The sequence below is a fragment of the Nonomuraea mangrovi genome (genome assembly GCF_042681425.1).
Taxonomy (GTDB): Bacteria; Actinomycetota; Actinomycetes; order Streptosporangiales; family Streptosporangiaceae; genus Nonomuraea; species Nonomuraea mangrovi.
The window spans coordinates 481141-496396 of the sequence record NZ_JBHUFV010000015.1; the positions used below are offsets into that span (position 1 = coordinate 481141).

Annotated in this window: 10 protein-coding genes and 1 other RNA gene; 10 read left to right on the forward strand and 1 reads right to left on the reverse strand. The window is 73.2% G+C overall.

Translation table 11 applies throughout. From position 1 onward, the window contains the following. Window positions 1-7 precede the first annotated feature (7 nt). From smpB to ACFSKW_RS09725, 4 genes are all read left to right on the forward strand, one after another. Complete coding sequence (gene smpB / locus ACFSKW_RS09710; RefSeq protein ID WP_379571356.1) at window positions 8-475, forward strand: SsrA-binding protein SmpB; 468 nt, start codon at window positions 8-10, stop codon at window positions 473-475. Continuing rightward, window positions 472-2346 carry a penicillin-binding transpeptidase domain-containing protein gene (locus tag ACFSKW_RS09715; RefSeq protein ID WP_379571358.1) on the forward strand — a complete coding sequence of 625 codons (1875 nt, stop codon included), beginning with the start codon at window positions 472-474 and terminating at the stop codon, window positions 2344-2346. Before smpB ends, ACFSKW_RS09715 begins: the two co-directional genes overlap by 4 nt. Before the next feature lie 285 nt (window positions 2347-2631). Beyond that, window positions 2632-3017, forward strand: a transfer-messenger RNA (tmRNA) gene (ssrA, locus tag ACFSKW_RS09720). Window positions 3018-3147: 130 nt separating this feature from the next. Continuing rightward, the gene (locus ACFSKW_RS09725; protein ID WP_379571360.1) at window positions 3148-3654 is read left to right on the forward strand and encodes a DoxX family protein; all 507 of its coding nucleotides are present in this window, start codon (window positions 3148-3150) and stop codon (window positions 3652-3654) included. On the opposite strand, the gene ACFSKW_RS09730 is transcribed toward ACFSKW_RS09725, so the two are convergent. After that, window positions 3573-4643: a hypothetical protein gene (locus ACFSKW_RS09730; RefSeq protein ID WP_379571362.1), complete on the reverse strand. Its 1071-nt coding sequence runs from the start codon at window positions 4641-4643 to the stop codon at window positions 3573-3575. The genes ACFSKW_RS09725 and ACFSKW_RS09730 overlap by 82 nt on opposite strands. 111 nt (window positions 4644-4754) lie before the next feature. On the opposite strand from ACFSKW_RS09730, the gene ACFSKW_RS09735 reads away from it, so the two are divergent. From ACFSKW_RS09735 to ACFSKW_RS09760, 6 genes are read left to right on the forward strand one after another with little or no spacing between them, the layout of a single operon-like run. Beyond that, entirely contained in the window at window positions 4755-5867 is a 1113-nt protein-coding gene (locus ACFSKW_RS09735) for a sensor histidine kinase (RefSeq protein WP_379571364.1), read from the forward strand. Window positions 5868-5872: 5 nt separating this feature from the next. Further along, entirely contained in the window at window positions 5873-6508 is a 636-nt protein-coding gene (locus tag ACFSKW_RS09740; protein WP_379571366.1) for a response regulator, read from the forward strand. Window positions 6509-6527: 19 nt separating this feature from the next. Further along, on the forward strand, window positions 6528-7742 hold the full coding sequence (locus ACFSKW_RS09745; RefSeq protein WP_379571368.1) for a D-arabinono-1,4-lactone oxidase: 1215 nt from the start codon (window positions 6528-6530) through the stop codon (window positions 7740-7742). Next, window positions 7742-10837 (forward strand): AfsR/SARP family transcriptional regulator, encoded by a 3096-nt coding sequence (locus tag ACFSKW_RS09750; RefSeq protein WP_379571370.1) that lies wholly within the window; start codon window positions 7742-7744, stop codon window positions 10835-10837. The genes ACFSKW_RS09745 and ACFSKW_RS09750 overlap by 1 nt, the downstream gene beginning before the upstream one ends. Continuing rightward, window positions 10834-12408: a serine/threonine-protein kinase gene (locus ACFSKW_RS09755; RefSeq protein ID WP_379571372.1), complete on the forward strand. Its 1575-nt coding sequence runs from the start codon at window positions 10834-10836 to the stop codon at window positions 12406-12408. The genes ACFSKW_RS09750 and ACFSKW_RS09755 overlap by 4 nt, the downstream gene beginning before the upstream one ends. Further along, window positions 12405-15200 carry an AfsR/SARP family transcriptional regulator gene (locus ACFSKW_RS09760; RefSeq protein ID WP_379571374.1) on the forward strand — a complete coding sequence of 932 codons (2796 nt, stop codon included), beginning with the start codon at window positions 12405-12407 and terminating at the stop codon, window positions 15198-15200. The genes ACFSKW_RS09755 and ACFSKW_RS09760 overlap by 4 nt, the downstream gene beginning before the upstream one ends. The last annotated feature ends 56 nt before the right edge of the window (window positions 15201-15256 follow it).

Below are 15256 nucleotides of genomic sequence, written 5' to 3' on the forward strand. Positions count from 1 at the left end.
TCGAAGCATGCCACGTGAGACCGGGCGGAAGCTCGTCGCCCAGAACAAGCGTGCCCGCCACGACTACCACGTCGAGGACACTTTCGAGGCGGGCCTGGTGCTGCAGGGCACCGAGGTCAAGTCGCTGCGCGCGGGCAAGGCGTCGCTCATCGACGGCTACGCGTCCATCGACGACGGTGAGGCGTGGCTGCTCAACGTCCACATCCCCGAGTACTCCCAGGGGACGTGGACGAACCACGCCGCCCGCCGTAAGCGCAAGCTCCTGCTCAACCGCAAGGAGATCGACAGGCTCGCCGCCAAGGTCAAGGAGGGCGGGCTGACGATCGTGCCGCTGTCGCTCTACTTCAAGGACGGCAGGGCCAAGATCGAGATCGGGCTCGCCCGCGGCAAGAAGGACTGGGACAAGCGCCAGTCCTTGAAGGAACAGCAGGACAAGCGGGAGATGGCCCGGGCCGTCCGCCACCGCAACCGATGAGACTTCACGTTCGCAGAGTCCTGGCGGCGGCCGTCACGATGACGGTCGCCGGCATGACGTTGACCGGGTGCTTCGAGGAGCCCTCCGCGCACGAGGCCGTGCGCGACTTCCTCGTCGGCTGGCAGTCGGGCGACTACGCCCTGGCGGCGAGCCGTACCGACGGCGACCCGACGGCGGTCGCCAGGGCGCTGGAGGACGCCCGCGTGCACCTGGACGCGGCCTCCTTCCGCTTCAAGATCAAGAGCCTGACCGAGAACGGCGGCGAGTCGACGGCCGACTTCGCGGCCGAGGTCGACCTCGGCGAGAACAACTCGCTGTGGGAGTACACAAGCAAGCTGCCGCTGCACCTGGTCGACGGCGTGTGGAAGGTGCGCTGGTCGCCCAGCGTCATCCACCCCCAGTTGCACGAGGGGCAGCGGTTCGCGGTGGAGGCCAAGCCCGAGCCGCGCCGCTCGGTGCTCGACCGGACGGGCGAGCCGCTGCAGAAGGACGCCACGCTCTACGTGGCAGGGGTGACCCCCGTGACGCTCGGCGACAACGCCGAGAAGGCGGTCGAGCAGCTCGCCGCGCTCACGGGCTTCGCCCAGGACCGGCTGCTGAGCCGCGTCAGGTCGGCGCCGCCCAGCACGTTCGTGCCGCTGGTCACCTTCGGCCGGCTGAAGTTCGGCCAGCTCGAGTCCAAGCTGAAGGCCATCCCCGGCGTCACCATCCAGGAGCAGAAGCAGCCCGTGGCGCCCGCCGCGCCCGAGCAGATCGTGGGCACGGTGAGCGCGCTGACCGCCGAGACCGAGCAGGAGCTCGGCGGCCCGCAACGCGCGGGCGACTCCGTCGGCCTGACCGGGCTGCAGAAGGCCTACCAGGACAACCTGACGGGCTCCACGCAGACCTCGGTGGTCACGCTCGACCTCAAGACCGGCGAGCAGGTCGCCGAGCTCAAGAAGTGGCCTGGGCGGCCGAACGCGCCCGTCGAGACCACGATCGACAGCACGATCCAGGAGGCCGCCGAGGCGGCGCTCGCGGGCACCAGGTCGGCGACGATGGTGGCGGTCAAGGCCTCCACGGGCGAGGTGCTCGCGGTGAGCGCCTCCCACAACCTCAACGAGGAGAAGGACGCGCTGGCGGGCAAGTACCCCGCGGGCACCGCCTTCTCGATCGTCGCGGCCGAGGCGTTGCTGAAGAAGGGCGTCAAGCCGAGCCAGCGGCTGTCCTGTCCCGCCGAGCGGTCGGTCGGCGGGGCCAGGTTCGAGCAGGTGGGGCTGTCGGCCACCGCCACGCAGAGCTTCCAGTCGAGCTTCGCCAAGAGCTGTGTCACGGCGCTGGCCTCGCTCGCCCGCAGGGTCACCGGTGACGAGCTGACCGGGGCCGCGGCCGATTTCGGCCTGGGCAAGCCGTGGAAGCTGCCGCTGAAGTCCTTCAGCGGCAAGATCGCCAAGCTCGACTCCGACGCCGACAAGGCCAGGGCCATCGCGGGCCAGAACGTCGAGGTCAGCCCGCTGGCGATGGCGCTGGTCGCGGGTGCCGTCGCCAAGGGCACCTGGCGGCCGCCGCTGCTGGTCGTCAAGCCCGCCACGCCTGACCCGACCGCCGAGGTGCTGCCCGCCAAGCCGCCCGCGCCTGTGACGTTGGACGCCAAGACGCTGCCGGTCCTGCAGGCGATGATGCGCGCGGGCGTCACGTCGGGTACGGCGGCCGCGGCGGCCACGGGAGGCGAGCAGGTCTCGGGCATCACCGCCCCGGTGACGGGCAAGAGCAAGAAGCAGGCGTGGTTCGTGGGGTGGCAGGGCGATGTGGCCGTGGCCGTCTTCGCCGAGGACGCCGACCCCGCCTCCTACGCGGGCCGCTTCTTCTCGGCGCTTCGCAACCCTGCGTGAAATTATTCTCACACTGAGCAACCATTGGCGGGCACGGCTGCGTCTTCCAGAGTGACCAGGCCCGATCGGGGGGTTGCGGATCTGGTCGTCGTGATGAGACAGGACTTCATCTCGGGGGAAGTCCTGCCGTCCAAACCGGCACGACCCTGCCGGTCGCCCCCGGGGGTGTTTCGCAGTTGTGCGCGCCTCCGGGGGTTCGCCCCGGGAATTGGGTTGGCGTTCCCCGTGTTGTCACATGTATCTTCGTGTTGCTCGGCCGTTCGCGGTCGTGTTGACAACTGCACAGGGGGTGATCGGTTTCGACTTTGACCTTGCAAGTCAGGTGAAGCGGGCCGAGGACTGCGGACATAACCTCGTTAATCCTGTGACCGCAAACAAACAAGTGCCAACTCTAAGCGCACTGAGGTCGGCCAGGGTTCCCTGGCTCTCGCTGCCTAAGTAGCGAAACCTCTGTCAGCCCGGGCATGCCTTCGGCCCGGGGTCTGGCATCGTCAGAAGGCTCAACCGCTCGACCCGGCCACGGGGGAGAGCGGGAAATCAAACAGTGGCTGAGCCTGTCGGTGACGCGCCTGCGCGAGCGCCGGGGCAGAGAAAACGTTAAGCAGGCTGCGCCCGGAGAAGCCCTGTCTTGGGGTTGAAGGACGCGGGTTCGATTCCCGCCACCTCCACCGATCCAGAAAGGCCCGGTTCCCGATGAGGGAACCGGGCCTTTCTGTTGTCCGGGCGTCCGTTCGCCGACCGAAGGCGTTGCTCTCCTGGCCATCATTGGATAGTGTGACTATCCAAGGTAAGGAGACAGTCATGATCGTCCTCATCGCTCTTGTCGCGAGCACTCTCGTCTTCCGGCTCATGGGCGCGCTGGGCGTGCGCCGCTTCGACACCTGGGTGGTGGCCGCCGCGCACGGCATGGCCGTCATGCTCGTGCTGGCGGCCAGCGCCCACTTCGTCCCCAAGGGCGTCACCGTGATGCCCAACCACGCCGACATGGTGGCCATCGTGCCGCCGTTCGTGCCGTTCCCCAGCCTGATGGTCTACCTGACAGGCGTGTTCGAGCTGCTGGGCGCGCTCGGGCTGGTGATCCGCTCGACCCGGTGGGCCGCCGGGCTCGCTCTCGCCCTGCTCTTCGTGCTGCTGCTGCCCGCCAACGTCTACGCCGCCGTCGCCGACATCCCCTTCGGCGGCGAGGCCGCCACGCCGCTCTGGCAGCGGATCCCCGAGCAGATCCTCTACATCGCCATCGTGCTCTGGGCCGCGGCCTCGGCGCCGCGGCCGCAGTGGGCGCAGCGACCCCTCCTACGCAGGGCGTAGGCGAGAGTGGCGGCGCCGAGTGCCGCGCCCCAGACCGGCCAGAAGCACTCGGGCAGCCACGCGCCCCACTCCGACAGTTCGAAGGCCCCCGCCAGCGACCGCCTGATGTAGGTCAGGCCCGCCTCGGTGATGATGATCGCGACCAGGGTGGCGGGGACGATGGCGAGGAGCGGCGGCACGCGCCTTCCACGCAGGCCGGCCATCCAGCGGGGGAAGACCTCGCCCCAGCGCTGCGCCAGCCCGAGGGTCAGCAGCCCGCCGAGGGCGCCGAAGGTCGCCAGGTAGGCCCCCGCCATCCAGATGCCGGGCGCGTCCCTGTCACCCTGCTCCAGGAAGCCCTCGCTCACGCCGAGCGGGATGCCGAGCGCCCACGCCCACCGGGTGGCGCAGTAGAACAGCGGGGTGGCGACGGCGACGGCGACGGCCGTACGCCCCCATCGGGCGGCCGCGGAAGGGCTCGTCCAGCCCCCGCCGTCGTCGGTACGCCCGCAGGGCACGCAAGCGTCGCGGCGGCGGCGCTGGGCGGCCACCGCGGCCGCGGCGAGCAGGGCGCCGCCGAGCACGCACAGCAGCTGGTTGACCACCGGCCACTGCCACACATCGCCGAGGCCGACTTCTCCCCACGGCCCGTCGAGGAAGGCGGACACGCTCAGCAGCGGCGTGTAGGCCACGCCCATCATGAGGCGGGAGTCGGGCACCACCAGTACGAGGAATGCGGCCAGCGGCCACGCGGCCATCAGCGGGGCCCTGCCGCGTCCGCGCAGCAGCGCGACCGAGGTGGCCAGGCAGACCAGGGCGAAGGCGGCGATCCACCAGCCGCCGGGGTCGGGGGAGAGCCACGCCAGAAGGGAGCCCTGGCCGTCAGGATCGGGGTCGCTCGCGCCCCACGGGAAACCGGGTGCGCCCAGCGCCCATGACACGCCGAGCGCCGCGTAGCCGACCGACCAGACGGCCGCCGCGTGGCCCGCCTTCGAGATGATCGTTGTCATGACTCCAGCCTCGGGCCGGCACCCGGGCAGGGACCATGTGCCGTTCGGCAGGTAATGGCCGTTCCCTGGGCCCCGCCGGGTGCCGTTCGGCATGTCCGTATCGTGGCTGCCGTGGAGTTCTCGGTGGTGCCGCTGGTCGCGGCGGTGGGCGTGCTGGCGTGGGGGGTCGTCGGCGGCGCCCGCAGGTGGGTGCGCCTGCCCACGGCGGCCTGTGTGGCCGCCGTCCTGTCCCTGGCGGTCACCTGCTGGTACGTGATCAGCGGCCCGCGCAGGGGCGAGGACCTGATGGGGCTGGCCGAGAGCCTCGCGCTGACCGCGCTGGTCGGCCTGATCGCCCGACGGTCCCCCGCACGGCAGGCCGTGCCGTCCGGCCTGCTGTCGGGCGCCGCCGCGTCGGTGTGGCTGCTGCGCTACATGGTCCCCGCCTCGCCGCTGGAGGGCCTGGGGATGTGCGCGTTCTGGGGTCTCGGCGTGTGCGGCGTCGCAGGCGTGGGCCTCTACCTCCGCTCGCTCGACACCCGGCGGGTGCGGGCGGTCGAGGACGAGCGGGCCAGGCAGCGGCTGCGCCTGGCCAGGGACCTGCACGACTTCGTCGCCCATGACGTCAGCGAGATGGTGGCGCAGGCGCAGGCAGGGCAGGTGGTCGGCGCGGCCGAGCCCGCCCAGGCGCTGGCGGCGCTCCAGCGGGTCGAACAGGCGGGGCTGCGGGCGATGGCGACGCTGGACCGCACCGTGCTGGAACTGCACGACAGTCCTGGCCTGGCAGGGCTCGCCGACCTGGCCGCCAGGTTCACCTCGGCGGGGGCCGCCCGTGTGGAGCTCAGCGTCGACGACGTCGAGGTGCCTGAGGAGGTGGCAGGACTGGGCTACCGGATCGTCGTCGAGGCGCTGACCAACGTCCGCCGCCACGCCCCCGAGGCGACCAGAGTGGACGTCACCGTCCGGGCCGAGGGCGCGGCGCTCGTGGTGAGCGTGGCCGACGACGGAGCCGGCGGCGCGAAGCCGGGCGAGGCGCGCGGCGGGTCGGGACTTCCCGCGCAGGCGGATAGCGGGTCCGGACGTCCCACGCAGGCGGACGTCGGGTCCGGACTTCCCGCGCAGGCGCGCGGTGGGTTCGGGCTTCCCGCGTTGAGGGAGCGGGTCGAGGCGATGGGCGGGACGCTGCGGGCCACCGCCGTGCCAGGAGGGTGGTCGCTGGCGGCGCGGCTGCCTCTGGGACGATGAGCGGCGTGACAACGCGGATCCTCATCGCCGACGACCAGGAAGGCATCCGGAGCGCGTTCCGGCTCGTTCTGGACGCCCAGCCTGACATGACCGTGGTCGCCGAGGCCGCCGACGGCGCAACCGCGGTCGAGACCGCGCTCGCCATCCGTCCTGACGTGGTGCTCGCCGACATCCGCATGCCCCGTGCCGATGGGATCGAGGTCACGCGAGCCCTGGCGGAGACCGGCATTCACGTCGTGGTCGTGACGACGTTCGGCGAGGAGGCGTACGTGCGGGCGGCGCTGCGCCACGGCGCATCGGGATTCGTGCTCAAGCGCTCGGGGCCCATGCTGCTCGTCGAGGCCGTACGGGCGGCGATGAGCGGGGACGTGCTCATCAGCCCCCAGCTCACGGTCGGCCTGCTGCGCGGTTCGAGCGCGCCCGACGCCCCCGCGGAGGACCCCGGGCTCACCGACAGGGAGGACGACGTCGCCCGCCTGGTCGCCCAGGCCAAGACCAACGCCGAGATCGCCGAGGAGCTCTTCCTGTCGGCGGGAACGGTCAAGAACCACATCGCCAGCATCCAGCGCAAGCTCGGCGTGAGGAACAGGGTCGGCATCGCGGCGTGGGCGTGGAGTACCGGCCGGGCAGATACACCCTGATTCGATAGCATCGCGGGCTATGGCCGCGATCGTGACCAACTGGGCGGGAAACCTCGCCTTCCACGCCTCTGACGTGCACCGCCCGGCCTCGATCGAGGAGCTGAGAGCCCTGGTGGCGCGGTCGTCGTCGGTGCGCGCGCTCGGCAGCGGCCACTCCTTCAGCGACGTGGCCGACACCAGGGGCGCGCTCGTCTCGCTGGACGCGCTGCCGCGCACGGTCGAGATCACGGACACCGGCGTGCGGGTGGGCGGCGCCGTACGGTACGCCGAGCTGGGCCCGACGCTGCACGAGGCGGGATTCGCGCTGCACAACCTGGCCTCGCTGCCGCACATCTCGGTCGCGGGCTCCGTCGCCACGGCCACGCACGGCTCGGGCGACGGCAACGGCAACCTCGCGACCGCGGTGTCCGCCATCGAGCTGGTCACCGCCGACGGCGACCTGGTGACCCTGCGCAGGGGCGACCCGCGCTTCGCGGGCGCCGTGGTCGGGCTCGGCGCGCTGGGGATCGTGGTCGGGCTGACGCTCGATCTGGTGCCCGCCTTCGAGGTGCGGCAGCACGTCTTCGAGGGCCTGCCGTTCGACGTGCTCGACGACCACTTCGACGAGGTCTTCGCCGGCGGCTACAGCGTGAGCCTGTTCACCAGGTGGGCCGGCCCCGTGATCGACCAGGTGTGGGTGAAGCGGCGCGATGCCGAGCGGCCCGAGATGTTCGGCGCCAGACCGGCCGACGGGCCGCGCCATCCCATCCCTGGCGCGTCGGCCGAGCCGTGCACCGAACAACTCGGCGTGCCCGGGCCCTGGTACGCGCGGCTCCCGCACTTCCGGCCCGAGTTCACGCCGAGCGCGGGTGAGGAACTGCAGTCGGAGTTCCTGCTGCCCAGGAGGCACGCCGTGGCCGCTCTGCGCGCGCTCGCCGAGGTGCGCGACAGCTTCGCCCCCGTGGTGCTGATCTCGGAGATCAGGACCGTCGCCGCCGACGACCTGTGGCTGAGCCCCGCCTACGGGCAGGACGTCGTCGGATTCCACTTCACCTGGGTCAAGGACGCCGCTCTCGTGCGGGCGGCCGTCAAGACGGTGGAAGCGGCGCTGGAGCCGTACGCGGCCAGGCCCCACTGGGGCAAGCTGTTCACCGTCCCGGCCCGCTACGAGCGGATGCACGACTTCGCGTCGCTCGTGCGGGACTTCGACCCGGAGGGCGTGTTCGCCAACGACTTCCTGCGTAGGGTCATGTGATGCGGTTCGGGATCCTGGGCCCCGTCGAGGCGCGACGGGCCGACGGCGGCGCGATCACCGTCGGCGGCGCCCGCCTGCGCGCCCTGCTGGCGATGCTCGTCCTCGACGCGGGCAGGATCGTGCCCACCGAGCGGCTCATCGAGGGCCTGTACGGCGAGCAGCCCGTGACCGGCGAGACCAACGCCCTGCAGTCGCAGATCTCCCGGCTGCGCAGGAACCTGGACACCCCGATCGAGTTCCACCCCGCCGGATACCGCCTGGCCGTCGACGGCGAGGAGGTCGACGCCCACCGCTTCGAGCGACTGATCCGCCAAGGACGCGCCACCGAGTCGGCCGCCCAGCGGTCCGCGCTGCTCGCGGAGGCGCTGCGCCTGTGGAGGGGGCCCGCGCTCTCCGACGTGCGCGAGGCGCCGTTCGCTCCCGCGCAGGCGGCGCGGCTGGAGGAGCTGAGGGTCGACGCCACGGAGGACCGCGTCGAAGCCGACCTCGAACTGGGCAGGCACAGGGAGCTCGTGGCCGAGCTGCAGGAGCTGGTGGAGGCGCACCCGGTCAGGGAGCGGCTGCGCGGCCAGCTCATCAGGGCCATGTACGCCGGCGGCCGGCAGGCCGAGGCGCTGGCCGCCTTCGAGGACGCCCGCAGGACGCTGGCCGACGAGCTGGGCGTCGATCCCTCGCCGGAGCTGCGGGAGATCCACATGGCCGCGCTGCGCGGCGAGCTCTACACCCCGGCCACCGGTCGGCCGTCGCCCTCCGCGGTCCCCGACGAGCGCGAGCAGCGATCCGCCCGGACTCCTGCGCCGCCCGCCGCCCTGCCCTCGCAGCTCACCAGCTTCGTCGGCAGGGAGGGCGACCTGGCCGAGGTCGGCGGCCTGCTGGAGCGGGCCAGGCTGGTGACGCTCACGGGGCCGGGCGGCGCGGGCAAGACGAGGCTCGCCATCGAGGCGGCGGCCACGGTGCGCGGCGAGGTGGGCTTCGTCGAGCTGGGCGCGCTGGCCGAGGGCGGCGACGTGGCGCAGGCCGTGCTCACCAGGCTGGGCCTGCGCGTCGGCCAGGACCAGCCCGATCCCGCCGAGCGTCTGGTCACCGCGCTGGCGGGCCGGCGGATGCTGCTCGTGCTCGACAACTGCGAGCACGTCGTGGAGGCGGCGGCCGGGCTCGCCCACCGCCTGCTCAGCGCCTGCCCCGACCTGCGCGTCCTGGCCACCAGCAGGGAGGCGCTCGGCATCACGGGCGAGCGCATCTGGCAGGTGCCACCGCTGCCCGGCTCGCTGGCCGTCCACCTGTTCGAGGACAGGGCCGCCGCCGTGCGGCCTGGGTTCGCGGTCGACGAGAGCAACCTCGCCGACGTCCAGCTGATCTGCGCGGGGCTCGACGGCCTGCCGCTGGCGATCGAGCTGGCCGCCGCCCGTCTGCGCTCGCTGTCGGTGGCCGAGGTCGCGGCCAGGCTGGACGGCGGGCTCGGGCTGCTGTCACGCGGCAGCCGTACGGCGCAGCCGCGGCACCGCACGCTGCGCGCGGTGGTCGAGTGGAGCTGGGGTCTGCTGGACGAGGAGGAGCAGGAGGTCGCCAGGCGGCTGACGGTGTTCGCCGACGGCGCCAGGCTGGAGGCGGCCGAGAGGGTCTTCGGCACGAGGGACGCGGTCGAACTGCTCACGGGTCTGGCCGACAAGTCGCTGGTCGAGGTGGTCGGCGACCGCTACAGGATGCTCCAGACCATCCGCGCGTTCTGCGCCGAACGGCTGGACGAGGCGGGCGAGGTGGCCGCCTACCGCAGGGCCCACGCCGAATACTTCCTCGGCCTGCTGAGAGAGGCGGCCCCGCACCTGCTGCGCGCCGAGCAACTGGAGTGGGCGGCCATGCTCGACCCCGAGCACGACAACCTGCTGGCGGCCCTGAGCTGGGCCACCGCGCACGACCAGGCCATGGCGTTGCGGATCATCGCGGACCTGTCGACGTACTGGTGGCTGCGCGGACGGCGGGGCGTCGGCGTGCGGCCCGCCCGTGAGCTGCTGGCCGCCGTCGGCCCCCGGCCCCCCGAGGGGCTCGAGTCCGAGTACGTGATCTGCGTGACCAGCGCGGCCTCGGGCGGCGAGCACCTCGAGGTGGCGCAGAAGCTGATGCGCGAGATGGACCTGGTCGCCGACCGCCCGCAGGTGTCGTTCTTCTGGGGCAGCTTCGTCGGCCCCTCCTACGAGGACGGGTTCGTCGAGGTGATGATGGAGCGCGTCCAGGCCAGCGGCGACGCGTGGGTCAGGGGCCTCGACCACGTCGGCAGGGGCTACCTCTGCCATCTGATGCTGAGCGACGTCGAGGGCACCGAGCGGGAGTTCTCGCTCGCGCTCGACTACTTCCGCTCCCTCGGCGAGCGCCTCGGCACGGCGATGGCGCTGTCGGAACTGGTGAGGGTGGCCGCGTGGCGTGGCGACAGGGAGCGGTTCACCGAGCTGATCGAGGAGGCGCTGCGCCTGGTCGGCGAGCTCGGCGCGCAGGAGGACATCGCCGACCTGCTGTGCCAGCGCGGCGAGGGCGAGGCGCTGCTCGGCGACCTCGACAGGGCCGAGGCCGACTACCGGCGCGCGGTGGACCTGGCCCGGAGCGTCGGCGCGCTGGAGGGCACCACCAGGGCCAGCTGCGGCCTGGCCGAGGTGGCCAGGCTGCGCGGCGATCTGGACGAGGCGCGCCGCCGCTACGAGGAGCTGCGGGCCAGGGAGCCGAGCGGATCCTTCGGTGAGTCGCTGACGGACGTGCACGTCGGCGTGGCGCTCGGCCGCATCGCGGCGGCCTCGGGCGACCTCGAACGCGCCACGGCCATGCACGAGGAGGCCTTCGTCGCCGCGCTGCACGTGCAGAGCATGCCGGTGCTGGCGCTCGCGGTCGAGGGGCTCGCGGGCGTCGCGAGCCTGCGCGGCGACCACGACAGGGCGGCGACGCTGCTCGGCGTGGGATCGGGGCTGCGCGGCATGTCCCCGGCGGGCGACCCCGACGTCGCGCTGGTGCGCGACCGGGCCCGCTCGGCGCTGGGCGAGCAGGCCTTCGCCGAGGCGTACGCCAGGGGCGCGGCGCTGTCGCGTGAGGACGTGGCGGGGCTGCTGTGACGGCTCGGACGATCGGCGGATACACGCTGCTGCGGGTGCTCGGCCGCGGCGGGATGGGCGAGGTGCATCTGGCGTCCACCCCCACGGGAGGGCTGGCGGCGGTCAAGCTCATCCACCCCGCCCTGGCGCGTGACCCCGCCTTCAGGCGGCGCTTCTCCCGCGAGGTGTCGGCGGCCAGGAGCGTGGCCAGGTTCTGCACCGCGGCCGTGCTCGACGCCGGGCTGGACGGGGAGGTGGCCTACCTGGTCACCGAGTACGTCAAGGGGCCGGACCTGTCGCATGCCGTACGGGAGCAGGGGCCGCTGACCGGCGGGAACCTGGAGGCGCTTGCGGTGGGTATCGCGACCGCGCTGGCGGCCATCCACGGCGCGGGGGTGATCCACCGCGACCTCAAGCCGTCGAACGTGCTGCTGTCGCCCCTCGGGCCACGCGTGATCGACTTCGGCATCGCGCAGCTGATGGGCGCCGACAGCCTGGCCAGCCAGGCGATCATGGGGACGCCCGCGTTCATGGCTCCCGAGCAGGTACGCGGCGAGCAGGCCGGACCCTCGGCCGACGTGTTCGCCTGGGGCGGCCTGATCGCGTTCGCGGGCACCGGGCGGTTGCCCTTCGGCGGGGGAGCGCCCGCCGAGGTGCTGTACAGGATCGTCAACGAGGGCCCCCGGTTGCAGGGGCTCGACGAGCGGATGCGCGGGGTCGTCGAGTGGGCGATGGCCAAGGATCCGGGCAGGCGGCCGACGGCCCACCGGCTGCTGGCCGAGCTGGTAGGCGGTCAGCCGACCCCGGCGGCGGCCACCATGGTCGTCGAACGGACGTGGACCCCCGAGACCTTCCAGCGGGACCCGGAGACCTCTCACCGGAGCCCTGAGGTGGCGGTGCAGGGGTGGGGCGCGGCCGCGGCCTCAGGGCCCGCGGCGGCGCTCCCGCGGAGGAGGGGGCGGCGGTGGCCGTGGGTGGCAGGCGCGGCGGCCCTGGTGGTCGCGGCCGCGGTGGCGGGCCTGGTGATGTTCAGGCCGGGGGCGCCGGACTGGCCGTACCACGCCGACTTCACCGACGGCTGGGAGACGGGCCGCACCGACGGCGGCACCGTCGCGCTGTCGGGTGACGGCTACGTGCTCACCGCCAACCCCGGCTGGCGGCTGTGGCGCTCGGCGCCGCTGCCCACGGAGCCCGGCACCGGGGCGGTGATCAGCGCGAAGGGCAGGCAGGTCACCGGCACCGGCGAGTTCGGCGTGTGGTGCAGGGGAGTCGACGCCGCCCGGCGGTACGAGTTCGCCGTGACCAGCGCGGGGCAGGCCACGATCACCAAACGCCGGGCGGGCAAGGGCACGCTCCTCGACAGCGGCGCCGCGCCCGAGAAGTCCGGCGATCGCCGCATCGTCGCCGAATGCAGGAGTGAGGGGCCGAAGACGGTCCTGCGCATGTGGCTCGACGAGGAGCTGGTCGGCGAGGCCGCCGACGCGAACGGCCCGCTCGGCCCAGGACCGAGCGGGGTGTTCGCCGCCCCCGACGGCGACCAGCGGATCAGCGTCAGGTTCGGCTCGTTCGACGTGCGGGCCGCACAAGGATGAGCGCGCGGTTCCTTCTGCTCGGGCCGCTGGCCGTGCGGGACGGGGAACGTGATGTCACCCCCGGCCCCGCCAAGCACAGGGTGCTGCTGGCGGCGCTGCTGCTGCACGCGGGACACGCCGTCACCGTCGACCGGCTGGTCGCCGCGGTGTGGGGCGAGGAGCCTCCCGCTTCGGCCGAGGCGGTGCTCAGGGTGTACGTGAGCGCGCTGCGCAAGGTCGTCGAGGGCATCAGGACCGTGCCCGGCGGCTACCTGCTGGCCGTGGAGCCGGACGAGGTCGACGCGCTGCGCTTCGAGCGCATGGTGGCGTCCGCCCGCAGAACCAGGGACGCGGGAGGCGCTCAGGACGCGGCGGAGCTGCTGCGGGAGGCACTGGGGCTGTGGCGGGGACCCGCTCTCGACGGGATCGAGGGCGAGCTGCGGCGGGCGCGTGCCGTACCGCTGGAGGAACTGCGGCTGGCGGCGCTGGAGGAGCGGGTCGCGCTCGACCTGGGGCTCGGCAGGGGCGGAGAGGTGATCGGCGAGCTGCGCGCGCTGGTGGCGGCTCACCCGCTGAGGGAGCGGGCATGGGCGCAGCTCATGCTGGCCCTTCACCAGGCGGGCCGCAGGTCGGAGGCGCTGGAGGCCTACCAGGCCGCACGCGGCACGCTCGTGGACGAGCTCGGTCTCGAGCCGGGACCCGAGCTGCGCGAGGCGCACGACAGGGTGCTCGCCGAGGACGACAGGCCGAGCGTCCCCCACGAGACGCCGCCGGACGTCGCCGACTTCACCGGCCGGAAGGCGGTGCTCGGGTGGATCGCCGCGGCGGTCCCCGCGCCGGGGGCGGCGCCCGTCCACCTCGTCCTGTACGGCCCGGCGGGCTCGGGCAAGACCGCGCTCGCCGTCCACGCGGCCGGCGGGCTCGACCTGCCCGACGGCACGCTGTACGCCTCCCTGCGAGACAGGACGCCTGGCGCGGTCCTGGAGGACCTCGTGCGCTCGCTCGGCTGCCCTGACGGCGCGGTCCCAACGACGCTCGACGAGCGGGTGCGCCTCTACCGCAGCCTGGTGGCGGGCAGGCGGGTGCTCGTCGTGCTCGACGACGCCACCAGCGAGGCGCAGGTCAGGGCCCTGCTGCCGACGGGAGCGGGATGCATGACGCTGGTCACCAGCAGGTCGCCGCTGTTCGGCCTGGAGGCGGCCCGCGCCTATCCGCTCGACGTGCTGGAGCCCGGCGAGGCGGTGGCGATGCTGGAGGGGATCGTCGGCGCCGGCCGCGTCGCCGCCGAGCCCGAGCAGGCGCGGCGCATCGCGCGGCTGTGCGGGGGGCTGCCGCTGGCGCTGCGGATCGCGGGGTCGAGGCTGGCACGGCGCGGGGGATGGACGCTGGAGTACCTCGCCGACCTGCTGGGCGACGAGCGGGGCAGGCTGGACGAGCTGAGCGCGGGCGACCTCGCCGTCCGATCGAGCCTGGCCCTCGGCTACCGGGCGCTGGCCGACGACGAGCGTGTCCTCCTGCGCCGCCTCGGCGCCCTGACCTCGCCCGACTTCGCCCCGTGGATCGCCGCCGCCCTGCTCTCCCGTGACGGCGAACCGCGTGAGGGCAGGCGGGTGCTGGATGCGCTGACGGAGGCGGGGTTGCTGCAGGAGCGCGGCCTCGACCGGTACGGCTGGCATGACCTGACCCGCCTGTACGCCGCCGAGCGCCTGGCCGAGGAGGAGGGCGCGGCCTCGGCCGTCCTCGCGAGGGTCGCGGGGGAGATCCTCGACCGCGCCCGGAGGGCCAGGGAGCTGATGCTGCCCGCCGAGCCGGGGTCGGGGCTGACCCTCGCGCGGACCGCCGAACGGGACCTGGCGACCACCCGGCTGGCGGAGTCGGCCCGCTGGCTGGCGGCCGAGCGCACGTTCATGGTCGCGGCGGTCACCGACCTGCACAGGGCGCGCATGGACGAGGCCGCCTGGCGTCTGGCGTTCTACCTGACTCCGCTGTTCGAGTTGGGCGCCTACCACGACGACTGGCGGGCGACGGCGCTGCTCGGCCTGGAGTCGGCGCGCAGGGCCGGGCACCCGCACGGTCAGGCGTTGCTGCTGCGCTCGCTCGCCGACCTCGACAGGGCGGAAGGCAGGCTGGAGGAGGCCGCGGACGCGCTGCGCGCCGCGCTTTCGCTGACCGAGCAGGGCGAGGTGGCACGCACGACGCTCAGGCTCGGCCTGGTGTATCGCGCCCAGGGCGACCTCGCCGAGGCGGAGCGCTGTTTCGCCGAGTGCCTGGCCGCCTTCGGCGCCGACCCCCGCGGCATGGCCGATGCGCTGAGGGCGCTGGGCGAGCTGCGGGGGAGCGAGGAACTGCTGCGCCGGGGGCTGGAGGGCTACAGGGAGCTGGGCGATCCGCGTGGCGAGGCGGCGGTCCTCCTCGACTTGGCCGCGCTCGTCCTCGGCCTGCGCAGGACGAAGGAGGCGAGGGACGCGGCCGAGCGGGCGCTGGGACTCAGCAGGAGGCTCGGCGACCGGCTGCCCGAGGCGGCCGCGGCGCTGGTGCTGGCGAACGTGGCCATGTCCGAAGGCCGACCCGACACGGCCGCCACGGCGGCGCGGGACGCGCTGGCCGTCTTCGAGACACACGGTGACGGGCGCGGAAGGGCCAGAGCGCTGCTGACGATCGCCGCTGCCAGTCTCGACCTCGATGAGGTGGATGAGGCGGTTGATGCGATTGCATCCGCTATGGGAGAGTTTGACGCTCTCGGTGACAGGCGTGGCCTCACCGAGGCAGAGGAGCTCGCGACAGAGGCGCGTCGCCGCCGTGGCCTGCGATAACAGCCGGCTATACGGATCCTGAACGTCGTCCTCCTAGCGTCGGGCTCGTTGATCCC